Source organism: Ornithinibacillus jepli (genome assembly GCF_047228935.1).
Taxonomy (GTDB): domain Bacteria; phylum Bacillota; class Bacilli; order Bacillales; family Amphibacillaceae; genus Ornithinibacillus.
Genome location: NZ_JBFEGG010000006.1, coordinates 14384 through 40887, shown reverse-complemented (window position 1 = coordinate 40887; position 26504 = coordinate 14384). Strand labels below are relative to the sequence as shown.

Genomic DNA, 26504 nt, shown 5'->3' with positions numbered 1-26504 from the left:
GATGTATGGAAAGGGGAATATAATTCTACATGTGGCAAACTCTGTAATGAAAAATAGTTAAAGTAAATAGATTGCATAAAATTCTTTTAGGGGAGTAGTGTGTCTATTTAGTTGAATTATAATCATTCCAGGGATGTGTGGTGTGGAGTTATAAATATCCATAGACTAGGCAGATTCCATTTGGGGGTCTGCTTTTGTTTTTATGAGAAGGTTCATCTCTATTAAACCTACCACATTGTCCCTAAAAATTGGGGGAATTGAAATGGGTCATCTTCAAAATAAAACGGCACTAATTACAGGAGCAAGTAGTCAAAGGGATATAGGTACCGCTATTTGTCGCAAATTAGCCTCTCAAGGGGTTAATATCTTTTTTACTCACTGGAACTCTGATAAGGATTGGGTAGAAAGTTTTCAGAAAGAAATTATCCACATGGGTGTTACCTGTAAGGAAATGGAAATTGATTTATCAGAAGCTAATGCTGCATATACCATACTAGATACCATTACTAAAGAGCTTGGTTCTCCATCCATTGTAATCAATAATGCAGCACATTCCACTAGAGATGGTTATTTGAAGTTGGATGCTCAAATACTGGATGACCATTATTTCGTAAATATGAGATCAACTTTTCTTCTTTGTGTGGAATTTGCACGTCGTTTTGAACAAGCTAAGTTAGAATCCGGAAGAATAATCAATATGACCTCAGGACAGGATTTAGGTCCGATGCCTGGTGAGTTAGCTTATGTAGCAACTAAAGGAGCTATTTCTGCCTTTACTAGATCCCTATCTCAAGAGCTTGCTCCATTGGGAATAACCGTTAATGCGGTAAATCCTGGTCCAACTGATTCAGCGTGGATGACAGATGAAATAAGAGAATTTCTTTTACCTAAATTCCCACTGGGACGTATAGGAACACCAGATGATGTAGCGCGGATAATTGCTTTTCTTGCAAGTAATGAAGCAGAATGGATTACAGGACAAATTATACATTCTGAAGGTGGATTTATTCGAGGATAAGGAATTTGAACGGAAAGTTAATCATTGGATACTGTTGTTGAATATGCTAGGGGAAAGTCCTTCCTCTAGCTTTTTTATTGATGTTGTAGCGGACAGGGTTGAAACGACGGTTAAAAGGAGGATTCCGCTATTATGATACCGGCTAGTTGTGGCATAATGTTATAAATAAAGTTGTAATCCTTTTATTCTTTGATGTATCTTCTGTATGGAACATAACTATTAAAAAAATTTTTTACCCGTATCTTTTTTTCATTTTTATCCGTTATAAGATTGAGAGGAAAAAGGAGTGATTCATGTGCGTATGGGCCCAAGCGCAAAAGTGGAACAGTTAAGGAAAGCGGAGACGTTTGAAGAATTGGTGACTAAGCTGAATCGGTATTCCCATTTTCTAACGAAGAATAAATGGGATGGTGAAGATATTGCCCAAGAAGCCATTACGAAGGCATTGAAACACTATGAGGGTGAAGAACATCTAAGTCCAGCTCTACTGAAAAAGATTGCGTATCATATATGGATAGATCACCTTCGCAAACAAGAAAATGAAACACTTATTTCTCAAGAAAATTTACCTGAAAAAGTGACGGATAAAACGAGCGAAGTATGCTCAGATTTAGTTGATACATTGATGAAGTTGCTTACACCTAAGCAACTAATATCCTATGTTCTAAAGGAAGCCTTTCAATATAAAATAACGGAAATAGCAGACCTTCTTCATATGTCTGAAACAGGGGTAAAGGCTTTATTAAACCGATCACGTTCAAAGATTAAACAAACTTCCAAAAATCATCCGAATATATACTGGACGGCGGAAAATCGAGAGATAGTATATCCTATCTTGGTTAAGGCAATTCAATTACAGGATCCAGCTATCCTGATTAGAATAATTCCAAGACTCTTCAACCACTCCATTGTTCCTAACAAATTTCATTCTTCTCCTAGCAATGTCCTCTCATTAGCAGCATAAGTGACAGTTTGAAGGAGGAAACGGGTATGAATACCATCCCTTATGTAATTGAACAAACGAACAAGGGTGAACGTTCGTATGATATATTTTCACGATTACTAAAAGATCGTATTATTATGGTTAGTGAAGAGATTAATGACCATATGGCAAATAGTATTGTGGCCCAACTTTTATTTTTATCAGCAGAAGACCCTGACAAAGATATTTCCTTATATATTAACAGTCCAGGTGGTTCTACTAGTGCTGGCTTTGCCATTTTTGACACGATGCAATATATCAAACCAGATGTCCGAACCATATGTACTGGAATGGCTGCATCATTTGGAGCGATGTTATTGTTAGCTGGAACGAAAGGAAAGCGATTTGCTTTGCCAAACAGTGAAATTATGATCCACCAACCTCTAGGAGGAGCGAGGGGGCAGGCGACCGATATTGAGATTTCAGCAATACGAATATTGAAATTACGTAGCCATATTAATGAAATAATTGCTGAGAAAACAGGGCAGCCGTTCGATAAGGTTGCGGTCGATACGGATCGGGACTACTTCATGAGTGCAGAAGAAGCAAAGGAATATGGGATTATTGATGAAATAATAGCAAACGGTCGTTAAAAAAGCATTATAGTAAAATGCTCTTCTTAATGAGTCAGATTGAAAAATCATGGCTGATTGAGGAGAGTATTTTTATTTTTAAAGGTTTCTATCACTAACATAAAAAAACAAATTACATTATAATTTAATCAATACATAAAAAAGGAAGTGCTTCTATGAAACGAAAAGTATACTTAAACCATGATGGTGGAGTAGATGATTTAGTCTCACTATTCTTATTATTACAGATGGATGATGTAGATTTAATTGGGGTAGGCGTTATTCCAGCTGACAGTTACTTAGAGCCTGCTGTCTCAGCGAGTAGAAAGATAATAGACCGTTTTAGTAAGGGTGAGCAAATTGAGGTTGCTGCTTCTAATTCGCGTGGAAAAAATCCTTTTCCAAAGGACTGGCGTATGCATGCTTTTGTTGTAGATGCTTTACCGATTTTAAATGAATATTTACCAGTGAAGACTCCTGAATCAAAACTCCCTGCGCATAAACATTTAATTGAGTCATTGCGTAACAGTTCGGAAAAAGTAACGTTAGTATTTGTCGGACCATTAACCGATTTAGCTCGTGCACTAGAAGAAGCTCCTGATATTGAAGAGAAAATTGAAAGACTTGCTTGGATGGGTGGAACTTTCCTAGAAATGGGTAATGTGGAAGAGCCAGAGCATGATGGAACAGCTGAATGGAATGCTTTCTGGGATCCAGAGGCGGTAAAAGTAGTATGGGATTCTACTATTCATATTGACCTAGTTGCTTTAGAAAGTACGAATATGGTTCCATTGACGTTAGATGTAAGAAATCGTTGGGCGAAAGAGAGGAAGCATTTAGGGGTAGATTTTCTTGGCCAATGCTATGCTGCCGTACCACCACTTGTTCATTTCCAAACGAATTCAACATATTTCTTATGGGATGTATTAACAACCGCAACAATAGGAAAAGAAGAGCTAGTGAAAAGGAAAGAAGTAAAAAGCATCGTACATGCGGATGGTCCAAGTCAAGGGAAGACAGAGCTATCTGAAAACGGACGAGCTGTTGAGTTAGTGTATGAAGTAGATCGAGATGCATTTTTTGATTACATCACCGAATTAGCAAAACAGGCATAGGGGGAAGACAGATGAGGAGAGTTATTATTGACACCGATACTGCAGGGGACGATACAATTGCCATATTAACTGCACTCCATCATTTTAAAGTAGAAGGAGTCACCATAACTGGCGGAAATGTAGATTTTGATCAAGAGGTTGAAAATGCATTATATACGATACAAGTGTTTCATCCGGATTATCATGTCCCTGTTTTCAAAGGGTATGAAGGTCCGATATTAGGTAATCAGGACGGGCATGTGACGGTAGAAGATGTTCATGGGAGTGATGGGATGGGAGATTCCCTTTTCCCAAAAGCAACCCAACGTCCAGAGGAAAAGCATGCTGTTGACTTTATTATTGAAACGGTAAAAGAAAATCCTGGAGAAATCGCATTATTAGCTATTGCACCTCTTACAAATATCGCGATGGCTATCAAGAAGGATCCAACTATTGTAAAGGATATTCCTCATATTTATATAATGGGTGGAACCAATAATTCCCTTGGAAATATTACTGCTGCAGCGGAGTATAATTTTTATGTGGATCCAGAAGCTGCTAGGATTGTACTCCATTCTGGTGTCCCGATTACAATGGTAGGCTGGGATATGTGTACCGAGTATTCTGTAATGGCTGATGAGGATCATGCAGAGATTGCCAAATTGAATACCAATCTTTCTAAGTTTTTTATAGATATCAATCGTGTTGTGTTGAAGTTTAACCGAGAAGTACATAAAATAAACGGAACAACACATCCCGATACATTATTAGTGGCAATCGCTGCGAATGAAGAGTTGATGACGGAAGCCGGGGAGTATTATGTGGACGTGGAGACTACGGGGAATATTACTAGAGGCTATAGTATGGTAGATATTAATAACCGAAGTGGTAAGAGTCCGAATGTTAGAGTTTGTGAAGTGGTGGATAGAGCAGGGTTTAAGGATACGTTATTCAATGTTTTAAAAGGTAAGTAAAAGATTAGCCAAGAAATAGACTATTACTTTACTCTATCTTTTTTAAGTAATATTAAATTTTTAAAAAAATTGAAGGTTGGGTAAGTGACGGAATTATGGCATGGTCTAAATAGGGAAAAAATGGTACTCTGATATTCAGGGTACCATTTATTTTGCTGTAATTTCATAGAAAGAAAATTGTAAAAACGGTTCTAATTTTACAAAAGATACTGTAAAATTTGTGTTAAATTTACCTTTTTCAAAAAAACAAACAAGTTCACTCTTGTATACTTAAATCGTAAAGAGGGATGAGGTGACTAACTATGAAAATATTAATTACATCCGAATGGTACGCACCTACCATTAATGGTGTAGTTACATCAATAGTTAACCTAGAAAAAGAGTTAAATAGATTGGGACACGAGGTGAGAATTCTTACCTTATCTAATAGACGTCGTTCGTATAGAAGAGATCATGTTACCTATATTAGCTCAATTGGAGCAGGGAAAATATATCCAGGGGTAAGGGTTACGTTTTCAAAGGATAACCGATATATAGAAGAAATCGCAGAATGGAAACCTGATATTATCCATTCGCAATGTGAATTTAGCACTTTTCGTATTGCGCGTCATATAGCGAAGAAATGTGCTATTCCGATTGTTCACACTTACCATACCGTTTATGAGGATTACACGCACTACTTTTCACCAAATAAAAAATGGGGAAAAGCAATGGTTGCATTGTTTTCTAAAAAAATACTAAATCAAGCATCCTGTGTCATTGCGCCAACTGCAAAGGTATCTTCTTTACTTAAAGAATATGGTGTAACACAGCCTATCGAAGTCGTTCCAACTGGAATTGATATGAATAGATTTGCAGTTGAAATGTCAAGCTATGAGAGAAAGCTTTTAAAGGAAAAACATCATATACCGGAACATCATAAAGTGCTTCTTTTCGTCGGTAGGCTTGCAAAAGAGAAGAACTTAGAGGAAATTCTAACTTTTGTTTCTAAAATAAAAAACGAAAATCTTACCCTGTTGATTGTCGGTGATGGACCATACCGAAATGAGCTGGAAGAAATGGCGGAAACATTAGGGATTAAAGAGAATGTCATTTTTGTCGGAATGATTACCCCAGAGAAGATACCTTTTTATTACCAGTTAGGGGATATTTTTGTAAGTGCATCAAATTCGGAAACACAAGGATTAACTTATATTGAAGCATTGGCAAATGGTCTTCCAGCATTATGTCGGAAAGATGCGTGTTTAGAAAATGTTTTAGAAGATGGCGTGAATGGCTGGCAATATGAAACATTTGACCAGTTTAAAGAAAGACTAGATGCCATGTTAAGTGTCCCGGAATTATATATGCGTTTATGTGCTAATGCGAAGGCAGGTGCCATACGTAAATATTCCTCAGTTACTTTTGCGAAGACATTAGAGGATCTTTATGAACGTACTATCCAAATGTATCAAGATACAGAAAAAGTTCCAGCACTATCAAAGTAGAACAGACTGAGGTAATAAAATGGAAAAACCTAGAATGCGTAAAATGATTAACATACTCACCATAATTTTTACGATAGCATCCATCGCTTTCTTAATTTATGGTATAAAGACGGATATTTTCTACTCGGAAAAGGCACTACGGCATTTTATGGGTCAATTTGGCATATGGGCTCCAACGATCTTTATCATTTTTTCTGCAATTCAAGTGGTTTTTCCAGTCATTCCTGGTGGATTAGGGTTGCTCGCGGGAGTGTTGCTCTTTGGGCCAGGAATGGGCTTTGTTTATAATTATATAAGTGTCTGCATAGGTTCTATTGTGGCTTTCTTAATAGCGAAGCAATACGGAAAAAGCGTTATTAAATTGTTGTTTAGTAAAAAATTACAAGAAAAGTATTCCAAATGGACAGAGCATGAAAAGTTCTCAAAAATCTTTACAATCGCCATTTTCTTCCCGTTAGCTCCGGATGATTTTTTATGTTATTTAGCAGGAACTACGAAAATGAAAATACATAAATTTACAACTATTATCTTACTAGGAAAACCTTTGGCAATCGCACTCTATACGTTTGGGTTAGATTTTATTGTGCGCAACCTATCGATGTTAATTTAACTAGACTTAAAGGGGAACTTTACATCATGCAAATGAAACAAAAGAAGGTACTGTTATATTCTGGTTCACTAAAGCTAGTAGAAAAAAGCGGTGTTGGACAAGCAGTGCGACACCAACAGCAAGCTCTCAGCATAGCCGGAGTACCATTCACGATGGATAGTAAGGAAGATTATTCAATCGTCCACCTGAACACGATATTTCCGGACTCCGTGCTAAAAAGTAAACGGGCAAAACGAAAAGGAAAAAAAGTTGTGTATTATGCACATTCCACGATGGAGGATTTCCGTAATTCTTTTCGTGGTTCGAATGTCATTGCTCCACTGTTTAAAAAGTGGATCACGTATTGTTATAACAGTGGTGATTTAATTATTACGCCAACGGACTATTCGAAGGAGTTATTAGAGGGATATGGGCTAAAGCGTCCGATTATAAGCCTTTCAAACGGAATAGATACAGATTTTTTCAAGTGGAATAATGAAGCAAGAAGGCGTTTTCGTGATAAATATAATATCCCGGATGAGGAAAAGGTAGTGATTTCGGTTGGGCACTATATTGAGCGTAAAGGAATATTAGATTTCGTCAAACTCGCGAAGAGAATGCCTAACTATCAATTTTATTGGTTTGGTTATACGAATTTAAATTTGATTCCACAAAGAGTAAAAGAAGCGATAAAACAGTCGTTACCCAATCTGCATTTTCCTGGATATGTGACTAGAGAAGAAATCCGGGATGCGTATTGCGGTAGTGATTTATTTCTATTTCTTACACATGAGGAAACAGAAGGCATCGTTTTACTGGAAGCCCTAGCTGCAAAAATTCCGGTATTAGTTCGGGACATACCGATTTATAAACATACATTTAAAGACCGAGAGACGGTTTATAAGGGAACAACCACTGAGCAATTTGAGGAGTTAACTTCTCAAATATTAGAAGGTCAACTGCCTGATTTAACGGAAAATGGCTATCAGTTGGCATTAGAACGGGATATTAAGGTTATCGCACAGAGGCTTTTAGCGATTTATGAGCAGGGTTAGATCTGTATAGCTAATCGAATAGAGTGAAAAGGTGTCTGATCTAAGTCAGCACCTTTTTTATTCTTTACGGACGGTATTCGGTTTTATTGTTAACATGAAGATAGAGCCGATTAATAATAGAACGCCAATAGCCTTCAACCACGTGATTGTAATGGGGAAGAAAGGATAGGAGATAATGGCAAGTAATACGGGGCTAAAAGCTCTCGTTACATTTGCGATTGAAAATCGTAAATATTTAAGTGCTTGGTACAAAAGAATTGTCCCTAGAAATCCGGTTAGGAATGAAGATAAAACAATCAAGCCTATCCCACCAAATTGTCCCCAATCAGTAGTAAGCTCTCCCGAAAAAGTGGCATAGATCATCACGAAGATCAGTGTTATACAATTATTAGTGAAAAGAATCGAATTTGAACTTTTTTCTTTAGCCATCGATTTTTTAATATAAATATTGGTTAAGGCAAAGAAAAACGTATAGAAAAGAGCAAAGATACCACCAAACAAGTTTGTGTATTGACCGCCCTTATCCACAAACAGAAAACCACCGAGAATGGCTAATAGGATAAAAGCAGACTCTCGTAACGTGATTTTTTCTTTTAATAGAAAAATAGATAATAAGACCGCGAACACCGTGTAAAATCTCCCTAGAAATCCGACTTCAACAGGTGAAAGTAAATTCATTTTAAGAAAAGAAATATAACTCCTAATGAGTTAAACAGTGCTAACATCATAATCTCTTTTTCTAAATAAAACTTCACGTGCTGTTTTGCGATCATCCCAAATATAACACTTGCTATGATAATGGTTAGTACATTGATAACGGAAGCCTTTGCAGGGCTTACATGTGCTAATCCGAACTTAGACACTAAAGGTCCAATTGCCATTGTTAAAACGGAAAATAAGTTACATATATGTCCTTTTTGTATATCTGTCATCATTCTTCTCCTCTTCTGTTTTGTTTCTATAGTTAATTGTAGTTGTTAAAAGGAGAAGAAAAAGTGTAAGTTAGTATTAAGAATTTCACCTTTTATAAGGAGGAACGGATGAGATTAATATACTACTACATACATTTGTTCATTCAGTTTTCAAGTAGCAATACGAATAAACCTATTAAACTAACGAGAAATCAGCTAAGTAAAGTGCTGCAGTGTTCGGAACGAAATGTTATTCATATTTTGAATAACATGGAAGAAAAGGAGTGGATACGTCGAGAGAGTGGGAAAGGTAGAGGAAATAGAACGGTTATTATTTTTCTTAAATCGTTGGAGGAGATGTTTGGATTTCTGCAATCATCCTCAGCGAAGTATCATGATATTAATGGACTTATTTCTTATTTGGATCAGAATGATTTATTAAGTAATTATAGTCATGTTTTAGAGAGCATTTGGAAAGAACTGTTTGGGGTAAAAAAAGGATTGCCCAAAAAGGAGGAAGAAGAGTACTTACATATTCCATATTTCCGGCCGCTGCAGTCGCTTGATCCATCACTAATTGAGCGGCAAACAGAAAGGCATATGGTGGAACAAATATTTGACACACTCGTTAAGTTTAATATGGATAGAGAAGAAGTAGAGCCTAGTATCGCTCATTTTTGGGAAAGGGACGAGAGTGGTAAGCGATGGACTTTTTATCTTAGAAAAGGAGTTACATTTCATAATGGAAGAGTCTTAGATGCGGAAGACGTGAAATTTACCTTTGAAAGGTTGAGAGATTCACCTGCGAAATGGATGGTAGCGTATTTGGATGAGGTGGTATGTATTGGGCGAAGTGTCGTTCATTTTTATTTTTCCATTCCCGTGTTTAATTGGTTATATATTTTATGCTCACCTAAAGCTTCGATTGTTCCAACGGATTTTAATGGACTAAAACCGGAGGAGTTTTCTCAGAAACCTATTGGTACAGGGCCATATAAAGTGAAAACACATCATGCGAATCTTTTATCCCTTTCCGTACACCAAGCCTATTTTAAAGAGCGAGCACATATAGATGGAATCTCGATTCATATTATGCCATCCGTTGAAAAGTACATAAATATACGAAAAATTGAACAGGAGCCACTTTTTTATATTCCATTTACGTGGAACACAGAAAAAGATGCGGATTATAAAAATATAGAACGAGGGAATTTGTCCATTAAGTATTTAATGTGGAATATGCGAAAGGAACAGGTTAGGGATAATTATTTGTTGAGGGGAAAAATGGCGGAGATTCTAAATAAGCAAAAGATGATTGATACCCTTGGTTACCCTAGGTTTGAGCCAGTGAGCACTTTTTATCGGCAAGAAATATTGGAATATGAGCCGGATAACCAGTCTCCGGCGTTCCATTTACGTGAACCGTTACTATTAATGACATATGAGCTTACGCCGAATGAAGTGGATATCAGGTGGATTCAGAACGAATGTAGAAAACAGGGGATTGATGTGGAACTAAGAATCGTTCCATTTTCGGACTTTTTTGAGGAATCTAGGAATGCGGATTTGGTGTTATCTGAATATGTGGCGGAAAATGTGGAAGAGATTGCACTCTTAAACTTATTTCAATCAGAAACTAGTGTTTTACATAATCTATTGGATCGTGAGAATGGGGAAAAACTGTATGATTTATATGAAACGGTTCTTCACGAAGAGTTTCAAGAGAGACGATTTCAGGTTATCAAGCAAATGGAAGAATTGTTATTAACAAATCATATTGTTTTGCCTTTGTATTCTACGTATCAGAAGGCGTTGTATCATGAACAGTTAATGGGGATATCGCTTAGTACGATTGGTTTAGTACCGTTTAAGGATTTATTTTATCGGAAGGAGAATTAAGGGCAATATCGGCTTTTATCAATATTGCCCGCTTGCTTATGAATTTTCAAATGTTTGTCCGATTTCCTTCTCAGCAATAATCTCATTCGCAGCCTCTAATTCTTTATGCTCTTTTACCGAATCCCCAATCATTTTATTTAAAAAATCGAACGGATAATTTTGTCTAAGACCATTTTGTGCACTTATTTTTCCATCAATATTTGCTTGGGTAGGTAGGTCGAATTTTTGTTTTCCGGTATCTTTTGTCATGACAATCACCTCAAGTAGTATCCTTCCTTATCACATAAGTTTTATACGAGAGCATATTTTTTCCGTTCAAATTGAAAATAAATTAGACTAGGAATACGACTGAAAATGAGGGGATATTATGTTACCAGTATATAGTGATGTCATTCAGTTTCGGGGAAGTCATTACGATTTTGGGTATTATCAAGGGGAATTGCTAAAAGATTCTCCAATACTTGTAAATAGAGAAAAGCAGTGGGGAACGAAAAGGAAATACCATTTTACAATAGATGAGAAATTGGTAAGAACTGCTATTAAGCGGTTTGCTCCTGAAATATGGGATGAAATGGAAGGATTAGCCGATGCATTGAAATGGAATATGCATGATGCGATTCGGGAGTTTGGTGGGTATTATTTGGAGTATGGAAGAAGCGGGTGCTCTATTTTTACCGGGGAAGATTATCTCGTTCGGAACTATGATAATCATCCTGCTTCTTATGAAGGGCGGTATATGTTTTATCAGCCAACTGACGGGGGTTATGCAATGGTCGGGCCGTCGATGCAAATTACGGGTCGGATAGATGGCTTAAATGAAAAAGGACTGGCCATGGGGTATAACTTTGTTAACCGTAAAAAATCTGGCAGTGGCTTTATTTGTAATATGGTTGGGAGGTTAATTCTGGAGGCTTGTGCAACGGTGGAGGAAGCGGTAGATTTACTAAAAGAGATTCCGCATCGTCATTCATTTAGTTATATTTTGCTTGATCAAAAGGGTAAAACTCATGTAGTTGAGGCCTCACCGAGAAGGGTGGATGTACATCACGGTAATGCTTGTACGAATCATTTCGAGAAATTGTCGGAGGAGAATCGTTACAGGATGGATGAGTCAGTGGAACGGCAAAGTACGATATTGAACCAAGGGAAAAATGTCATCAATCCTTATCAAGCGTTTCACATGATGAATGATATGGATAAGGGGGTATTTTCCCCGAAGTATGGTGCGTGGGCAGGTACATTGCATACGGCAGCATATTTTCCACAGGATTTGAAAGCTTGGTTCTCGCTAGGTGGGAATCAGCAGCCAATTGTATTTGATTTTAAAAAGTGGCTAGATGGGGATAGAATGATGGTAAGGAAAATAAAGGGTAAGCTTGATGTGAAAACGCCTTTCGTGAATATGGAGTATTTTACGGAGCCAGAGTTCTTGATATAAGAAGCCCAACCGATCTTTTTAGATTGGTTGGGTCTTCTTGTTATGATATAGATTTACCACGAGAGGCAATGGCACTGGCATATTGATTAGCAACGTTTTCACCAATATCCTCCCACTTTGATTTATTATGAATCTGGCCATCCTTATCTAATGGCTCCTGAAATTGATTAATCCCAGTAGCTGCAAGCAACGAATGCTCATCTTTATCTAGGCCAATATGTACAATATGTTTAATGACGAAAGGTTTACCGAATTGAATAAAGGCTCCATCACGATCTAATTCCCCTTCTAAAACATGAAATGGCATTCTTAAATAAATGGTTTCCCCGCCTTCGCGGTGAAGAGTTGCATCTAGAAACGCTCCATCATATTCCCAACTCCCACAAAGGGTAAGCCCAAATTGTTTTGCAATTGTACGAGCTTCCCCAAAATATGCAGTTTTACCTTCTATTTCTGACTGAAGTTCTATCATCGAACCACTCCTTCAATTAATCTTTCTAATAGCATTTACATAATTTGGTATAAAATACCTTCTTATTGTTGATTACTTGGTTTTTACGGTAAAATGTTGTTTATACTAAGGACAAGCGGTGAACAGAATGTTAAAGGATACAGGAGAACGAGTTATTCCTGAAAAGATGAAAGTATTAAACGGTTTATTGATTGAACATATTGCGAGGTATCATTTTGCTACGGAATATGTATACGGTAGGGTGTTAGATTTTGCAAGTGGATCAGGATATGGAAGTCATATTATGGCAAAGACATGTAAGGATAAGGTTCATGAAGTAGTTGGTGTTGATATCGATCAAGAAACGGTGAAATATGCAAGGGCTACTTATTATCATCCGATAACAAAATTTGAGATTGGGAATGTAGTAGATCCAAGATTACCGGAAAAGCTTGGGCAATTTGATTGTATTGTGAGCTTTGAAACGATTGAACATATTCGAGAAGAAGAACAATTTATGCGTAATATTTATAATATGTTAAAACCCGGTGGTACGCTGATTTTATCTACTCCATTTGGTAAGGGTAGGGGTATACCAAGTGGCCAGGAGTTTCATGTTCATCAGCTTACATTGGACGAGTTTAAAGGTTTATTTAAGGACTACCAATCTACAGATTATTATTATCAAAAGGGAGCACTCATTCAGCCAGAATTTGCTGCAGAGAAAAAGGAGTTTCCTCTTGGGATAGCAATTTGTAAGAAATAATTAATTTCTTTATTGGGAAGTTTAAATCAGAAGTAAAGCGCAGGGAGATTCCTTGCGCTTTTTTTAGTTGTTGAAGTTGGGGGATGAGGGTGTTAATACTTTTTTGTGTTATAGGTAAGAGAGATTTTTTTCAATACCCTATTTAGTGCCATGATTAGTAAAAAGGTAAGAGAGAGGCGTTATCAAAGCCCGATTAAGTGTTGTGGAGAATGAAAAGGTAACTGAGTGATGCTATCAGAGCCCAATGAAGAGCTTTGGAGGGTGAATAGATTATAGAACTAGGATCCTTTGAGATCTAGGGTGAAGGGAAATATAGTCCTGTCACACCACACTATGCATATTTTTACCTAATGGGGGTATCCTTCTATTGATATTTCTAAATGAATGCATAGATGTTGACATATATACTCTAGGGGGGTATAGTATAGTTAAAGCGAAGGAAAGAAGGTGTTCAGATGGACCATTTTTTACATGATCACCCAGTTAACCCTAGAACAGATTCGGAAAAACAAGCTGCGGTTAACCGGCTGAAGCGAATTGAAGGGCAGGTTCGGGGTATTCAGAAAATGATTGAAGAAGATCGTTATTGTGTGGATATTTTAGTGCAAATTAGTGCGATAAATGCGGCTTTGAAGAAGGTGGGATTTCAAGTTGCGGAAAGACATGTAAAGCATTGTGTGAGTCATGCAGTTAAGTCTGGTGAAGGCGAAAAATCCATTGAAGAGTTAATGGAAGTATTAAAGAGATTTTCTAAATAAGGGGGGTATCCTATATGAGCGAAACCAAACAAGTGACGGTTGGTGTCACCGGGATGACCTGTGCAGCATGTTCAAATCGAATTGAAAAAGTTCTTAATAAAATGGATGGTGTCGAGGCGCAAGTGAATTTAACTACGGAAAAAGCGAATGTTCATTTCGACCCGGACGCCGTATCAGTGCAAGACATCACATCTAAGATAGAGAAGCTTGGATACGGGGTTGAGCTTGAAAAGGTTGAATTTGATGTATTCGGGATGACTTGTGCAGCGTGTTCAACAAGAATTGAAAAGGTATTAAATAAGCAAGAAGGTGTGAAGCAAGCAACCGTAAATCTTGCTACAGAAAGTGCCTCCATTGAATATAATCCTGGGTTAGTTCAGGAATTAGATTTGATTGGGAAAATTCAAAAGCTAGGTTACGATGCTAAGGTAAGGGCTGACAAAGCAGATAAACAGACACAGAAGGAAAAACAACTGCAAAATATGAAGACGAAATTAATCATATCTGCCATTCTTTCGGCACCGTTATTACTAACCATGCTCGTTCATTTAGCTGGGGTTAATATTCCAGATATCTTCATGAATCCATGGTTCCAGTTCGCCCTTGCAACACCTGTACAATTCGTTATTGGCTGGCAATTTTACGTAGGGGCGTATAAGAATCTTCGTAACGGTGGTGCTAACATGGATGTGCTTGTTGCGCTTGGTACGAGTGCGGCGTATTTCTATAGTCTTTATGAAGCGCTAAAAACGCTAAGCCATCCGGGGCATATGCCACATTTATATTTTGAGACTAGTGCTATCTTGATTACATTAATTCTATTTGGTAAATATCTAGAAACAAGTGCCAAAAGCCGAACTACTGTCGCGATTTCAAAGCTACTCAACTTACAAGCAAAACAAGCAAGAGTATTACGTAATGGTGAGGAAATGATGATTCCAATTGAAGATGTTGTCGTTGGGGATCGTCTGATGGTTAAGCCAGGGGAAAAAATACCCGTAGATGGTATCGTGGTGAAAGGTAGAACATCGGTTGACGAGTCCATGATTACAGGGGAGTCTATTCCAGTTGAAAAGGATATAGATGCAAGTGTTATTGGATCCACTATTAATAAAAACGGTACGATTGAAATGGAAGCTAAAAAGGTCGGTAAAGATACGGCCTTAGCATCGATTATAAAAGTAGTGGAAGATGCACAAGGTTCAAAAGCTCCGATTCAACGATTAGCGGATATTATTTCAGGTTATTTTGTACCGATTGTGGTCGGCATCGCATTCATAACATTTCTAGTCTGGATTATGTTTGTTACTCCAGGTGAATTTGAACCGGCATTAGTGGCAGCAATTGCTGTATTAGTCATTGCTTGTCCATGTGCGTTAGGGCTTGCTACGCCAACGTCGATTATGGTTGGTTCTGGTAGAGCTGCTGAAAGTGGGATTCTTTTTAAAGGTGGAGAACATTTAGAGCGTACCCATCAGCTAAATGCGATTGTATTAGACAAAACGGGTACCATCACGAAAGGTAAGCCAGAGGTTACGCATTTTACTGCGGATGAGGAAACGTTATCGCTTGTAGCCAGTGCAGAAAAAGGATCTGAGCACCCGTTAGCAGAAGCAATTGTTGCCTATGCTACGGAGAAAAATGTTCCGTTCGTAGAGACCGAACATTTTCGTGCGATACCTGGCCACGGTATAGAAGCTGTCATCAATGGTAAGAACGTATTAGTAGGTACGAGAAAATTAATGCAAGACCATCATATTAACATTACGCATGTAGAAAACGAGCTAGTGGATTATGAAGTGAAGGGCAATACTGCTATGCTGATTGCAGTTAATGGTGAATTTAAAGGTATTGTAGCGGTTGCGGATACGGTAAAAGAAACTGCTGCAGAAGCGATCGAAGAATTGAAAGAGCAAGGTCTAGAAGTGATAATGCTTACTGGTGATAATGAGCGAACTGCAAAAGCAATTGCGGAGCAGGTAGGAATTGACCGTGTCATAGCGCAAGTGTTACCAGAGGAAAAAGCTAATCGGGTAAAAGAAATACAGTTACAAGGGAAAAAAGTAGCAATGGTTGGGGATGGTGTAAACGACGCTCCAGCTCTTGCAGTAGCAGATATTGGCATTGCGATTGGTACTGGTACAGAAGTTGCGATTGAAGCGGCGGATGTGACGATCTTAGGTGGAGAGCTTTTACTAATTCCGAAAGCAATTAAGATCAGTAAAGCAACAATAAAAAATATCCGTCAAAACCTGTTTTGGGCTTTTGCTTATAATAGTGCAGGAATTCCAATTGCAGCACTTGGACTACTTGCACCATGGATTGCAGGGGCGGCTATGGCGTTTAGTTCGGTAAGTGTTGTAACGAATTCGCTTCGGTTGAAACGTGTAAAAATATAAGTTTTCATTGGGGACGGTAGATAGTCCTGTCCCCAATAACTATATAAATTTCATATTAGAAAGGGGATATAAATATGCAATCATTAACACTAGATGTAAGAGGTATGACTTGCGGGCATTGCAAAATGTCAGTAGAAGGTGCACTTGAACTTTTGGAAGGGGTAACCAATGTAGAAGTGGATTTATCTACTGGTAAAGTAACCGTGTCTTATGAAGAGTCAAAAGTATCTCTAGAAGAAATGAAGGAAGCAGTTGAAGAACAAGGCTATGATGTAGCTTAATAAAGAAAGCAGGCACGTTGTATGTGCCTGCTTATTTATTGTTTAAATGCATGATAGGTTTCCATTTGTTCCTTATACGTTGCCATAGGTGTAAAAGTCCAGTTATGTTCTATTGCAATACGTTCATATTTTTCCATTAGTTCTAATTGCTGCATAGCCATTTTCACATGGGCATCCCTTACGTTTTTATTTTGCATCATTAATGCAGACATAAAATTCCGATTGGACATGCTTTTGGCCGAACTAAGTGCTTCTAATGTAATCCATTTATTATTACTACCATTGGATTGGGATTGATTATTGGTGATTTGTTTTTTCAATGACTCTAGGCTAGGTACTTCTACGTAGCTAGTATTGTTTGGATTGATTAATTGAAGCATTACGTTAACATGAGCTTCCATTATCTTTCGCTGTAATTGTAATGTCTTTCTTAGTTCTGGCAAGGATACATTGTGCTCATATACACGCAATTTTGAAATTGCTCCCTGATGAGAAGATAAATGCTCTGCCATAAGACCAAGATCTACTGCTGGTAATCGAGCCATCTTGATAACCTCCTATTTAAACCATACGATAGTATATGTTAGAAGGTATCATGATTGTGAACGTTGCCTATCCGGCTGTAGTTGAGGCATGTTCGTTTTTTGCTTTTATCGAAATGAACATCGTACCTAATGAAATTAAGATTAATAATCCGCCAATAAAAGCATTTGCGTTCGAAGAGGTTTGCCCAATTATTAGCCCCCCAACAAAGGCGCCAAAGGCAATACCAAAATGTAAGGCGGAATTACTCAAGCTCTGTTGAATCTCTCCTGTTTCAGGTGAACTGTCAATTAAGTAACTTTGCATGGCAGGCGAAATTGCCCAGCTCATAATCCCCCAAATGATTAGCGTGATAAAGAAAATTGGTAATATACCGGTTGTAAAAGGAATTGCGATGATCGCAATACTAAATAGGATAATAGATGATACGACCGTTCGTTTCGTTCCTAGTATATCGGCAAGGGTTCCACCAATTCCACCACCACTGACAGCTGCAATTCCGAAGATAAGAAAAAGGATGCTGATCCATGCAGCACTTAAGTCTATTGTTTCTTGAACAAATGGTTTTAAATACGTATAAAGTACAGAGTGCCCTGACATATATAAGAAAGTCGTGATGTGGGCAAACAGTATTTTTCTGCTTTTAAGCGTAGCTAGCTGGATTTTTAATGGAACTGCTGGGCTTGGCTTCACCTTATCCATCCAGAAATAAACCCCAATAATAGAAAGTGCTGTCAGGATTGCGATACAAATGAAAGGTGCTCGCCAGCTAAATGTTTCTCCGAGCAATAACCCAACTGGTACCCCAAGTACAAGTGAGCCACTAACTCCCATCGAGACAATGCCAATTGCTCGTCCACGATATTTAGGCTCCACGATCCTAGGTGCCATCACAAGGCAAAGAATTATAAGTAAAGCCCCACTTAGTGCTGTAATGATACGACCAACTAGTAGGATACTATACGTTGGGCTAAATACAGATATGATATTTCCTATTAAGAAGAGAATAAGGAAGATTAAGGTTAACTTCTTTCGCTCCATTTTTGCCGTCATAAACAATAAAATCGGTGAAGCAATAGCAAAGATTAGAGAAAAAATCGTAACTAAAAACCCTGCTGCTCCAATCGAGACATGTAAATCTTCCGCTATTAAATCTAATAAACCACTTATAATTAATTCAACCATTCCGACGATAAACGATACGATCATTAAGAAATATACACGTTTGTCCATTCTGTCCGTCCTTTCTAAGCTCCATTACTAATAGTAAACTTGCTAGGTGATGAAAACAAGCGTAAGATTACCATATAAACGAGCAGGGAGAATGGTGAAATGAAAGAGTACTACTATGATAAGCTCCTTAATATCCATACCAATGGTAAACGCGTTGCAAATAATCACATCAAGCACTACTATCCGTATGAACCAACGCCATATCAAGCATTAGAGGTTCTTTTTGACCAATATGAGGTGAAGAGTACCGATCAATTTATCGATTTTGGCTGTGGATTAGGTAGGTTAAATTTCTTCATTCATTACCACTTTCATGCGAGGGTAACTGGAATTGAAATGAATGAGGCTTTCTATAAAAGGGCTTTAGATAACCTGGAAAACTATCGTAAAAAGATAAAGATACCAACAGACAAAGTGGAGTTCGCCTATTGCTTGGCAGAAGACTATGAGATTAAAAAAGGGGATAATCGTTTCTACTTTTTTAACCCGTTTTCTGTACATATTTTTCAACGTACCATTAATAGTATCCTACTATCTGTTGAGGCGGACCCCAGGGAAGTGGATATTATTTTGTATTATCCTTCGAAGGAATATATCTTCTACCTGGAGAATCAGACGAATTTTCAATTAGAACAAGAAATCGAATTACTGTATGAAAAGAATCCTAATGAGCGATTTTTAATTTATCGTTTGAAATATTGAAGGTTAGGAAGGTTTTTGCAAGATGTTGGCGAATAAGGTAAAAACGGATTATTTTTTGGGGAGCTTTAAGACATGAAGGATTTAAATCAATTAAGTGATGAAATAAGGAATATTGAAAGGGAATACAAAAAGAAAATAGAACCTTTTCGAACAGATTTATGGAGATACTGTTATCGATTAACGGGCTCGCCATGGGATGCTGAGGATTTAGTACAGGAAACGTTAATTAAGTCTTTATCCATCTTAGCAAAACTGTTTCAGCCAGTTGATACAAAAGCATATTTATTTAAGATTGCTACTAATCAATGGATAGATCAAAATCGTAAAAGAAAAGTCCAACAGTTGCCGCTAAAGGAATTCTTTGTGGAAGAGGATAAATCTAAATTCGATTATTTACTCTACGAAAATCTGGAGCTACTAATTCAGGAACTTTCACCTATACAGTATGTTAGTTTAATTCTGGCTGATGGTTTTGGTTATAAGGCGAAAGAAATTGCGAGTATTGTAGGATCTACTGAAGGAGCAATTTTTACTGGGCTTAGTAGATCTCGAAATATGCTAAAGAAAAATAATGGAATATCGCCTAATCCAAGTCATGCCAATCAGATCAAGACTAACGAGGTGATAGATACTTTATTGGATGGTTTTCGTAAGAAGGATCCGGAGCTTATTGCCTCATTACTAGATGATCATGTAACAATGGATATCGTTCATTCGGGCTTAGAGATTGGTATTGATGAAGTTAAGAGAAATTCATTGAAGGACTGGAAGGAAATTGTGGATGGACAACATATAATCGAACCTATGTATATAGAACTTTGGGGAAGACAGGTCCTCATAGAATTAGAGAAGAAAGCAAATGGAGACCTGTATTTGAGTAATGTCCATGATGTGGAATTTTATGAGGATAAAATTGTTAACTGGAAGTTTTATTGTTTCTCGTATGATTTAATGAAATTAGTGGCAAATGCATTAGGCGTTAAATTAAATGCAGCATATTTTTATCATATTTTTTAAATTAGCTGTAAGGTTTTCTCGCTTTTCCTCGTTATTTATAGTGAATAGAAATAATTAGGAGAGTGATATGATGACTAGCCCAATTCAAAACAAAGTAAATACCATTTTTATCCACGTAACTGATTTGAAACGTTCGGTAAAATGGTATAGTGAGTTGCTTGGACAATCCTATGATTTATCTACTGTTTCAAGGCCGGTTTATAACATACCTGTTAATCAGGAAGTTGGGATTACTTTAGATGCTGGACCGGAAAGTGTTAGGAAAACAATTGGGGAATTAGATTACCCATTATTTAATTTCCATACAGAGGACATTGATCAAGCATATCAATATATAAGACAACTAGACTATGATGTTGCATCGGAAATAACTAGATTTGAAGATTTTTCGTTTTTTACTGTTCGTGATCCTGATAGGAATGTCATTATGGTGTGTACAGGATAAAGGAAATAGGTGATTTATATGAAGGTAACATTTGAAAACATTGATACGATTGGCCATGTCATAGAGGAGAATGCGTTATATAAGCATTATCATTATCCAGAGATGCTCATTCGATATGACAGTAATTTTATAGCGTTTAAGCGCATGCCTACATTAGAAGAGTTTAAAGGTGCTGAAGCTTTTCTGAGGAAGTATCACCAGAAAAATGGACAAGAACATGTGAAATTTCAATTCCCACAGGATGAAAAGCTGACAGATGACCTTCTACGATATTTACAAGACCAGAAATATGTAACCGGGACTAATGAGTTGTATGCGATAAATCCAATTGATTTTCCTAAGGTGTCCATAAATCCGGATATTCATGTGGAAGAGGTTAATGCTAGCACTTTTGACGAATATGTAGCTCTACAGTATGAGCAGGACTTACTGTTCGGTGAAAACTATGCGAAAACAAAGAAGTTACTACTTCATGAAAATTTTCATAATGAAAAGGTAGTTCAAATTATTGCGTTTGATAAGGATACTGCTGTTGGAGCGGTGGATGTTATTCTAAAGGACACTACTGCTGAAATTGATAATTTATTTGTAAAAGAGTCCTATCAGCGGAAGGGAATAGGCAGTAGATTGCAACGCTTTGTCATGGATGCTTTTCGTGATAGATTGGTAATTTTAATAGCGGACGGGGAAGATACCCCTAAAGAGATGTATCAAAAACAAAATTATACGTATTTAGGTTTTCAGATAGAAGCACTGAAAATTTTTAAGTAGAGAGGCTGGGACATAACAAAATTGTACAGAAGTAAAGCCGAATGATTCACCATACTAGCACCGGAAATATACGGAGACTCCAGCGGGAGGAAAGGCATCGGTGAGACCCCGAGTATGCACCTGCGTCTGCTAGTATTGCTACGCAGCAGGTTTCCTCGGTGCAAGGCTACAGAGAAGATTATTCAAGTAGCAGCCTGGCTCACCAGCCCCCCGCGGCAAAGAAGACACAGCGAGGTTCTTTCGAGCTGATGTCGCACTTGTACTGTGAGGTGCAAAGAAGACACTTCGAGGTCTTTTCGAGCAGATGTCGCACTTGTACTGTGAGGTGCAAAGAAGACACTTCGAGGTCTTTTCGAGCAGATGTCGCGCTTGTGCTGGAAGTGAAAGTGCAGTATATTTCCAGTGCGTCGTAGGTGCACTACATTCGGTTATTCATTTGACTAAAAAACTTTTGTCTCAGCCTCTTCTTATATACTTCATTAAATATTCGGCATCGTAGCCTACCCCTTCAAGTAAAGCAGAACCTCTTCTAGATTGCCATGGTAAACCGATGAATAATAGTCCTTCACTATTTGTAACACCTCTATCATGTATCGGTCTTCCACTACGGTCTAGTAAGCCATGGATATTGTTTACTATGCGATAATTGGGTTTAAAACCTGTAGCCCAAATAATGTTTTGAATTTCTAGTGCACGATTGTTTTTGAATAGGAGCGATTTATTCTTAGAATCGATGACTCGATCCACTACTTTAATCTTATTTTTAGAAATGGCATCTTTTAATTCATATCCGAAAATAGGGTCCCTTTTTGATTGTATTTTTTGGCCTAGCCATGAGTTCGTACTTGCCTTTAAAATTCCCGTTTTATCAAACCACCAAAATATACTTCTTTCGCCGATAGTTAGTGGCATATATTTGAGTTTCTGACTAATGGATATGAATGTCTCTCTTGTTTCTGCGAGCTCAACCGCTATTTGAGCACCACTATTACCACCACCTACCACCAGTACATTCCCCTCTTTTAATTGATTTGGATTTTTATATTCTGACGAATGTAGTTGCAGTACATCTGGTGATAAGTTTTTGACAAAGGAAGGGATATTGGGGTGATGAAAAGGGCCAGTAGGAATAATCACATTTTTAGTAATATATGTATTTCCGTTTGTAAAAACGGAATAATGTTCTCCGGTCTTCTCAATCTTTGAAACTTCCGTATTCAGTTTAATTGGTAAGGAAAAATTCAACGCATAACGTTTTAGGTAATGATAAATCTCCTCTTTAGTTGGAAGCGTATTAGGTTTACCGTCTATTTTTAAACCAGGCAAGGAACTAAATTGTTTAGAAGTAAATAGAATTAAAGAGTCATAGCGTTCCTTCCATGCTAGTCCAACTTCATTTCCTTTTTCAAGAATAAGGAAATTATCTGTTTGTTTAGCAAGATAATATCCAGTAGATAGCCCCGCCTGCCCTGCTCCGACAATAATTGTATTATACATCCTAATTCCCCTCCATAAACATTCAAATATTCATTTGAATATTATTGACATTATTTTCTGTTATATCATACAATATTATTATAATCAAATGAATATTTGAATGAGGCGATAAAATGGTAGAATCAGCAGTTAAGAAGAATAATAGAGATACGTGTGAGACGTTTTGTTTTGATGAGGAAAAGGTTAATCGAATTAAGCCACAGATAGATGAAGTGATTGGGGTAGAGATGATTTTTAAAGCATTATCTGATCTAACGCGGTTAAAAATTGCCTATTCGTTAACAATTGAAAATGAACTATGTGTATGCGATGTAGCGAATATAATCGGTTCTACAACGGCCACGGCATCGCACCATTTAAGGCTATTACGTAATATGGGTCTAGCAAAATATCGTAAAGAAGGAAAATTAGTGTTCTATTCGTTAAAGGATGAACATGTGCACCAATTAGTATCGATTGCTATGGAACACTCGAAAGAAGGTGTTGGAGTTGGAGGGAAATAAACAAGTCTACCGGTTACAAGGGCTATCTTGTACGAATTGCGCAGCAAAGTTTGAAAAAAATATACGGGATATTGAAACCGTCGATGATGTCCAGCTGAACTTTGGGGCAGCTAAGTTAACGGTACAAGGTTTAGTATCTGTTGAACAGTTAGAAGCTGCAGGGGCTTTTGATGGAATTAAAGTTCTTCCAGAGCGGAGTAGAGAGCCAGTTAAGAAGGAACCCTTTTGGAAAAAACGTGAAAATATAACGACTAGCATTTCGCTATTATTCACCATTATTGGGTATGTATTATACTTCAGTTTAAGTGAAAGTCACCCTGTTACAATTGGGGCATTCTTAATAGCCATTGTCGTTGGTGGACTACCTTTATTTAAAGTAGGAGTGAAAAATTTAACGAAGCTACAATTTGATATGAAGACGTTAATGACGATTGCCATTATCGGGGCAGCTATCATTGGAGAATGGGCTGAAGGTGCAGTTGTTGTCTTCTTATTTGCTTTAAGTGAAGCGCTTGAGAGTTATTCGATGGATAAGGCGCGACAATCTATAAAGTCACTGATGGATATTGCACCGAAACGAGCTACCATTCGACGTGGCAACCAAACGATGGAAATAGATGTAGAAGATGTGCAAATCGGTGACGTTCTAGTCATTAAACCTGGGCAAAAGATAGCGATGGACGGGAAGGTTTTAACAGGTCAATCCTCTGTTAATCAAGCAGCTATTACAGGAGAGTCAATCCCTGTTCATAAGACGAGCGGTGATGAAGTATTTGCTGGAACAATAAATGAAGAGGGATCATTAGAAGTTCGGGTCACAAAACGAGTGGAAGATACGACGATTGCGAAAATCATCCATTTAGTGGAGGAAGCGCAAGCAGAAAAAGCGCCATCCCAGCAATTCGTGGATAAATTTGCTAAATATTATACACCTGCCATTATGATCATTTCTTTCCTAGTTGCCGTTATTCCACCGTTGTTCTTCGGCGGGGATTGGAACAATTGGATTTATAGTGGTTTAGCGGTATTGGTGGTTGGTTGTCCTTGTGCATTAGTCGTATCAACTCCGGTAGCTATTGTAACCGCAATCGGAAATGCGGCTAGAAATGGTGTTCTGATTAAGGGTGGCATTCATCTTGAGGAAGCGGGGCGTCTTGAGACAATTGCCTTTGATAAAACAGGAACATTAACGGAAGGGAAACCAGAAGTAACAGATATTGTAACCTTTGCGGATAAAAGTGAAACGGAGATGGTTAGTATAGCTACTGCTATCGAAGAGTATTCTCAGCATCCACTCGCTACAGCTATAAAGAGGAAAGCAATCCGCCTTCAAGCTATAGAATATCAAGCAGAGAATTTTTTATCCTATACAGGTAAAGGGGCAAAAGCTACCGTACAAGGTGAAGAATATTTCATTGGTAATCCAGCATTATTTTCAGAAATGCTAACGATAGATAATGAGGCACAAGATAGAATTAACCAGTTACAAATAGAAGGAAAAACGGTAATGTTGTTAGGGACTAATCATGAATTGCTTGGTCTAATCGCAGTAGCCGATCAAATTCGCAAGTCTAGTAAGTCGATTATTCAGAAGCTCCATAAATTAGGTATTAAACAAACCGTTATGCTGACTGGTGATAACCAATCAACTGGCGTGGCAATTGGTTCGAGTCTTGGACTATCTGAAGTAAAAGCGGAATTATTACCGGAAGATAAATTGACGATTATTAATGGCTTAAAAGCAAAGCATGGTCATGTGGCGATGGTTGGTGATGGTATTAATGACGCACCTGCTCTTGCAACTGCCAATGTCGGAATAGCGATGGGTGGCGCTGGAACGGATGTAGCACTGGAAACGGCTGATATTGCATTAATGGCAGATGACCTAGAGAAATTGCCTTATATGATTTCTCTAAGCAGAAAAACTTTAACAATCATTAAACAAAATATCTCCTTTGCCCTTGCGTTAAAAGTATTAGCACTGCTATTAGTTATTCCTGGATGGCTGACATTGTGGATTGCAATTTTTGCGGATATGGGAGCAACACTTATTGTGGTGCTGAATTCAATGCGACTTATTAAGAAAGGTGCAGTATAGAGAGGGGTAGAGGAACTTTATGAGAAGCATACCAATTAATATATTGGTATGCTTTTTTGTTTAATAGAAAAACGTTGAAGAGCTATTTTAAATGTCTGAAAAGGTGACCAATGCGGAGGGGGATATTAGCTTTTATGAATCGACGAATATCCGATTAAGCCATTTACTCAGGTATGTCGGTTTCTCATCATGAAAGGATTTAAGGGAATGATTGTCCCAAAACGAGTGCTTTTTTCTGAATTTTAATAAAATAGTGTATCATAAGAGGTAATTATATAGTATGATGTACTTGTCTAAAAAATTAAAACTTTTAATTTTAGAGCCAATCGCGTTTAAGGGGGTTGATATTATGATAAACAAAACTGTAAGTATTGCCGTAATAATCACGAAGGGGAGTACGTTAAATTAAATAGAGCTGTTTCCCAAATTTGGAAGGGGAAAATTATTTGAAGCAAACGTTATTAATCATTGACGCCCAGCAAGAATTAATTGATGGGAATGAACAAGAAAGTGCAGTTTATAATAAAGACCAACTAATTAAAAACATTAATGTAGTGATTGAAAAAGCGATGGAGTCTAATGTTCCAGTAGTATTTGTTAGAGATTTGGATGTTGCTGGTGGTGAAGGGAAAGGATTTCAAGTTCATGAAGAAATTCATACACCTTCTGATTCAAAAGTATTTGATAAATCGGCAACTAATGCCTTTCACGGGACAGGGCTTCTAGAGCATTTGAAGTCCCTAGAAATTGGGCACATTGTGATTATGGGATGTGCAACCCAGCACTGTGTAGATAGTGCAGTTAGAACTGCCACCATTAATGGTTTTGATGTCACGTTAGTAGGTGACGGGCATTCCACAACAGATAGCAATGTGTTACCTGCGGAGCAAATTATAAAGCATCATAACAGAACCTTACATGGGCATTACAATGTTGAGCACTTTTCTATGGTAAGAAATACAGAGGAAGACTTATTTATGCCAACACATGATTCATATAGGTAAGATTATGTTCCAATTTA

Annotated in this window: 28 protein-coding genes; 21 read left to right on the top strand and 7 right to left on the bottom strand. The window is 37.6% G+C overall.

Annotated features, from left to right (window positions below):
- The first annotated feature begins 262 nt into the window (after positions 1–262).
- The 8 genes from AB1K81_RS16745 to AB1K81_RS16710 all read left to right on the top strand — a co-directional run bounded on the left by AB1K81_RS16745 (position 263) and on the right by AB1K81_RS16710 (position 7771).
- Positions 263–1018 carry an SDR family oxidoreductase gene (locus AB1K81_RS16745; RefSeq protein WP_412977825.1) on the top strand — a complete coding sequence of 252 codons (756 nt, stop codon included), beginning with the start codon at positions 263–265 and terminating at the stop codon, positions 1016–1018.
- A 301-nt stretch (positions 1019–1319) separates the two neighbouring features.
- Entirely contained in the window at positions 1320–1982 is a 663-nt protein-coding gene (locus tag AB1K81_RS16740; protein WP_412977904.1) for a sigma factor-like helix-turn-helix DNA-binding protein, read from the top strand.
- 8 nt (positions 1983–1990) lie between these two features.
- Complete coding sequence (clpP, locus tag AB1K81_RS16735) at positions 1991–2593, top strand: ATP-dependent Clp endopeptidase proteolytic subunit ClpP (RefSeq protein ID WP_412977824.1); 603 nt, start codon at positions 1991–1993, stop codon at positions 2591–2593.
- A 155-nt stretch (positions 2594–2748) separates the two neighbouring features.
- Positions 2749–3687, top strand: a complete 939-nt coding sequence (locus tag AB1K81_RS16730) for a nucleoside hydrolase (protein WP_412977823.1) — start codon at positions 2749–2751, stop codon at positions 3685–3687.
- Positions 3688–3698: 11 nt separating this feature from the next.
- Positions 3699–4640 carry a nucleoside hydrolase gene (locus AB1K81_RS16725; protein ID WP_412977822.1) on the top strand — a complete coding sequence of 314 codons (942 nt, stop codon included), beginning with the start codon at positions 3699–3701 and terminating at the stop codon, positions 4638–4640.
- A 302-nt stretch (positions 4641–4942) separates the two neighbouring features.
- Complete coding sequence (locus AB1K81_RS16720; RefSeq protein WP_412977821.1) at positions 4943–6127, top strand: glycosyltransferase family 4 protein; 1185 nt, start codon at positions 4943–4945, stop codon at positions 6125–6127.
- A gap of 19 nt (positions 6128–6146) precedes the next feature.
- A complete protein-coding gene (locus AB1K81_RS16715; RefSeq protein WP_412977820.1) occupies positions 6147–6737 on the top strand; it encodes a TVP38/TMEM64 family protein in 591 nt (196 codons plus the stop codon).
- Positions 6738–6763: 26 nt separating this feature from the next.
- Complete coding sequence (locus tag AB1K81_RS16710; RefSeq protein WP_412977819.1) at positions 6764–7771, top strand: LTA glycolipid anchor biosynthesis glycosyltransferase, IagA/BgsA family; 1008 nt, start codon at positions 6764–6766, stop codon at positions 7769–7771.
- A 57-nt stretch (positions 7772–7828) separates the two neighbouring features.
- On the opposite strand, the gene AB1K81_RS16705 is transcribed toward AB1K81_RS16710, so the two are convergent.
- Entirely contained in the window at positions 7829–8398 is a 570-nt protein-coding gene (locus tag AB1K81_RS16705) for a DMT family transporter (protein ID WP_412977818.1), read from the bottom strand.
- A 47-nt stretch (positions 8399–8445) separates the two neighbouring features.
- Complete coding sequence (locus AB1K81_RS16700) at positions 8446–8703, bottom strand: hypothetical protein (RefSeq protein WP_412977817.1); 258 nt, start codon at positions 8701–8703, stop codon at positions 8446–8448.
- Between the two features lie 108 nt (positions 8704–8811).
- Between AB1K81_RS16700 and AB1K81_RS16695 the strand changes: the two genes are divergently transcribed.
- The gene (locus tag AB1K81_RS16695; RefSeq protein WP_412977816.1) at positions 8812–10581 is read left to right on the top strand and encodes an ABC transporter substrate-binding protein; all 1770 of its coding nucleotides are present in this window, start codon (positions 8812–8814) and stop codon (positions 10579–10581) included.
- A gap of 36 nt (positions 10582–10617) precedes the next feature.
- Here AB1K81_RS16695 and AB1K81_RS16690 read toward each other — a convergent pair whose 3' ends face one another.
- Complete coding sequence (locus AB1K81_RS16690) at positions 10618–10830, bottom strand: hypothetical protein (RefSeq protein WP_412977815.1); 213 nt, start codon at positions 10828–10830, stop codon at positions 10618–10620.
- Between the two features lie 118 nt (positions 10831–10948).
- Between AB1K81_RS16690 and AB1K81_RS16685 the strand changes: the two genes are divergently transcribed.
- Positions 10949–12019 carry a C45 family autoproteolytic acyltransferase/hydrolase gene (locus AB1K81_RS16685; protein ID WP_412977814.1) on the top strand — a complete coding sequence of 357 codons (1071 nt, stop codon included), beginning with the start codon at positions 10949–10951 and terminating at the stop codon, positions 12017–12019.
- A 40-nt stretch (positions 12020–12059) separates the two neighbouring features.
- On the opposite strand, the gene AB1K81_RS16680 is transcribed toward AB1K81_RS16685, so the two are convergent.
- On the bottom strand, positions 12060–12491 hold the full coding sequence (locus AB1K81_RS16680; protein WP_412977813.1) for a YugN family protein: 432 nt from the start codon (positions 12489–12491) through the stop codon (positions 12060–12062).
- Positions 12492–12618: 127 nt separating this feature from the next.
- On the opposite strand from AB1K81_RS16680, the gene AB1K81_RS16675 reads away from it, so the two are divergent.
- The 4 genes from AB1K81_RS16675 (at position 12619) to copZ (ending at position 16674) form a co-directional block, all read left to right on the top strand.
- The gene (locus AB1K81_RS16675) at positions 12619–13236 is read left to right on the top strand and encodes a class I SAM-dependent methyltransferase (RefSeq protein WP_412977812.1); all 618 of its coding nucleotides are present in this window, start codon (positions 12619–12621) and stop codon (positions 13234–13236) included.
- 455 nt (positions 13237–13691) lie between these two features.
- Positions 13692–13994, top strand: coding sequence for a metal-sensing transcriptional repressor (locus AB1K81_RS16670; RefSeq protein ID WP_412977811.1), 303 nt, complete (start codon positions 13692–13694; stop codon positions 13992–13994).
- 14 nt (positions 13995–14008) lie between these two features.
- Entirely contained in the window at positions 14009–16393 is a 2385-nt protein-coding gene (locus AB1K81_RS16665; protein WP_412977810.1) for a heavy metal translocating P-type ATPase, read from the top strand.
- 74 nt (positions 16394–16467) lie between these two features.
- Positions 16468–16674, top strand: coding sequence for a copper chaperone CopZ (gene copZ, locus AB1K81_RS16660; protein WP_412977809.1), 207 nt, complete (start codon positions 16468–16470; stop codon positions 16672–16674).
- A 35-nt stretch (positions 16675–16709) separates the two neighbouring features.
- Here copZ and AB1K81_RS16655 read toward each other — a convergent pair whose 3' ends face one another.
- Both AB1K81_RS16655 and AB1K81_RS16650 read right to left on the bottom strand, forming a co-directional pair.
- Positions 16710–17219 carry a hypothetical protein gene (locus AB1K81_RS16655; RefSeq protein WP_412977808.1) on the bottom strand — a complete coding sequence of 170 codons (510 nt, stop codon included), beginning with the start codon at positions 17217–17219 and terminating at the stop codon, positions 16710–16712.
- A gap of 67 nt (positions 17220–17286) precedes the next feature.
- Positions 17287–18450, bottom strand: coding sequence for an MFS transporter (locus AB1K81_RS16650; protein ID WP_412977807.1), 1164 nt, complete (start codon positions 18448–18450; stop codon positions 17287–17289).
- A 99-nt stretch (positions 18451–18549) separates the two neighbouring features.
- Between AB1K81_RS16650 and AB1K81_RS16645 the strand changes: the two genes are divergently transcribed.
- From AB1K81_RS16645 to AB1K81_RS16630, 4 genes are all read left to right on the top strand, one after another.
- A complete protein-coding gene (locus tag AB1K81_RS16645) occupies positions 18550–19152 on the top strand; it encodes a class I SAM-dependent methyltransferase (RefSeq protein ID WP_412977806.1) in 603 nt (200 codons plus the stop codon).
- A 72-nt stretch (positions 19153–19224) separates the two neighbouring features.
- On the top strand, positions 19225–20169 hold the full coding sequence (locus AB1K81_RS16640; protein WP_412977805.1) for a sigma-70 family RNA polymerase sigma factor: 945 nt from the start codon (positions 19225–19227) through the stop codon (positions 20167–20169).
- Positions 20170–20239: 70 nt separating this feature from the next.
- A complete protein-coding gene (locus tag AB1K81_RS16635; protein ID WP_412977804.1) occupies positions 20240–20614 on the top strand; it encodes a VOC family protein in 375 nt (124 codons plus the stop codon).
- A gap of 18 nt (positions 20615–20632) precedes the next feature.
- Positions 20633–21385, top strand: a complete 753-nt coding sequence (locus tag AB1K81_RS16630) for a GNAT family N-acetyltransferase (protein ID WP_412977803.1) — start codon at positions 20633–20635, stop codon at positions 21383–21385.
- Positions 21386–21841: 456 nt separating this feature from the next.
- Here AB1K81_RS16630 and AB1K81_RS16625 read toward each other — a convergent pair whose 3' ends face one another.
- The gene (locus tag AB1K81_RS16625; protein ID WP_412977802.1) at positions 21842–22882 is read right to left on the bottom strand and encodes a flavin-containing monooxygenase; all 1041 of its coding nucleotides are present in this window, start codon (positions 22880–22882) and stop codon (positions 21842–21844) included.
- 113 nt (positions 22883–22995) lie between these two features.
- Between AB1K81_RS16625 and AB1K81_RS16620 the strand changes: the two genes are divergently transcribed.
- The 3 genes from AB1K81_RS16620 to AB1K81_RS16610 all read left to right on the top strand — a co-directional run bounded on the left by AB1K81_RS16620 (position 22996) and on the right by AB1K81_RS16610 (position 26487).
- Positions 22996–23385: an ArsR/SmtB family transcription factor gene (locus AB1K81_RS16620; protein WP_412977801.1), complete on the top strand. Its 390-nt coding sequence runs from the start codon at positions 22996–22998 to the stop codon at positions 23383–23385.
- A complete protein-coding gene (locus AB1K81_RS16615; protein ID WP_412977800.1) occupies positions 23372–25483 on the top strand; it encodes a heavy metal translocating P-type ATPase in 2112 nt (703 codons plus the stop codon). Before AB1K81_RS16620 ends, AB1K81_RS16615 begins: the two co-directional genes overlap by 14 nt.
- A gap of 446 nt (positions 25484–25929) precedes the next feature.
- Positions 25930–26487: a cysteine hydrolase family protein gene (locus tag AB1K81_RS16610; RefSeq protein ID WP_412977799.1), complete on the top strand. Its 558-nt coding sequence runs from the start codon at positions 25930–25932 to the stop codon at positions 26485–26487.
- The last annotated feature ends 17 nt before the right edge of the window (positions 26488–26504 follow it).

Coding starts and splice junctions, on each gene's coding strand:
- AB1K81_RS16720 (WP_412977821.1), top strand. CDS start 4,943: ATGAAAATATTAATTACATCCGAATGGTACGCACCTACCATTAATGGT.
- AB1K81_RS16645 (WP_412977806.1), top strand. CDS start 18,550: ATGAAAGAGTACTACTATGATAAGCTCCTTAATATCCATACCAATGGT.
- AB1K81_RS16690 (WP_412977815.1), bottom strand. CDS start 10,830: ATGACAAAAGATACCGGAAAACAAAAATTCGACCTACCTACCCAAGCA.
- AB1K81_RS16685 (WP_412977814.1), top strand. CDS start 10,949: ATGTTACCAGTATATAGTGATGTCATTCAGTTTCGGGGAAGTCATTAC.
- AB1K81_RS16640 (WP_412977805.1), top strand. CDS start 19,225: ATGAAGGATTTAAATCAATTAAGTGATGAAATAAGGAATATTGAAAGG.
- AB1K81_RS16740 (WP_412977904.1), top strand. CDS start 1,320: ATGGGCCCAAGCGCAAAAGTGGAACAGTTAAGGAAAGCGGAGACGTTT.
- AB1K81_RS16620 (WP_412977801.1), top strand. CDS start 22,996: ATGGTAGAATCAGCAGTTAAGAAGAATAATAGAGATACGTGTGAGACG.
- AB1K81_RS16715 (WP_412977820.1), top strand. CDS start 6,147: ATGGAAAAACCTAGAATGCGTAAAATGATTAACATACTCACCATAATT.
- AB1K81_RS16665 (WP_412977810.1), top strand. CDS start 14,009: ATGAGCGAAACCAAACAAGTGACGGTTGGTGTCACCGGGATGACCTGT.
- copZ (WP_412977809.1), top strand. CDS start 16,468: ATGCAATCATTAACACTAGATGTAAGAGGTATGACTTGCGGGCATTGC.
- AB1K81_RS16680 (WP_412977813.1), bottom strand. CDS start 12,491: ATGATAGAACTTCAGTCAGAAATAGAAGGTAAAACTGCATATTTTGGG.
- AB1K81_RS16675 (WP_412977812.1), top strand. CDS start 12,619: ATGTTAAAGGATACAGGAGAACGAGTTATTCCTGAAAAGATGAAAGTA.
- AB1K81_RS16745 (WP_412977825.1), top strand. CDS start 263: ATGGGTCATCTTCAAAATAAAACGGCACTAATTACAGGAGCAAGTAGT.
- AB1K81_RS16635 (WP_412977804.1), top strand. CDS start 20,240: ATGACTAGCCCAATTCAAAACAAAGTAAATACCATTTTTATCCACGTA.
- AB1K81_RS16700 (WP_412977817.1), bottom strand. CDS start 8,703: ATGACAGATATACAAAAAGGACATATATGTAACTTATTTTCCGTTTTA.
- AB1K81_RS16625 (WP_412977802.1), bottom strand. CDS start 22,882: ATGTATAATACAATTATTGTCGGAGCAGGGCAGGCGGGGCTATCTACT.
- AB1K81_RS16655 (WP_412977808.1), bottom strand. CDS start 17,219: ATGGCTCGATTACCAGCAGTAGATCTTGGTCTTATGGCAGAGCATTTA.
- AB1K81_RS16725 (WP_412977822.1), top strand. CDS start 3,699: ATGAGGAGAGTTATTATTGACACCGATACTGCAGGGGACGATACAATT.
- AB1K81_RS16695 (WP_412977816.1), top strand. CDS start 8,812: ATGAGATTAATATACTACTACATACATTTGTTCATTCAGTTTTCAAGT.
- AB1K81_RS16670 (WP_412977811.1), top strand. CDS start 13,692: ATGGACCATTTTTTACATGATCACCCAGTTAACCCTAGAACAGATTCG.
- AB1K81_RS16630 (WP_412977803.1), top strand. CDS start 20,633: ATGAAGGTAACATTTGAAAACATTGATACGATTGGCCATGTCATAGAG.
- AB1K81_RS16710 (WP_412977819.1), top strand. CDS start 6,764: ATGCAAATGAAACAAAAGAAGGTACTGTTATATTCTGGTTCACTAAAG.
- AB1K81_RS16650 (WP_412977807.1), bottom strand. CDS start 18,450: ATGGACAAACGTGTATATTTCTTAATGATCGTATCGTTTATCGTCGGA.
- AB1K81_RS16730 (WP_412977823.1), top strand. CDS start 2,749: ATGAAACGAAAAGTATACTTAAACCATGATGGTGGAGTAGATGATTTA.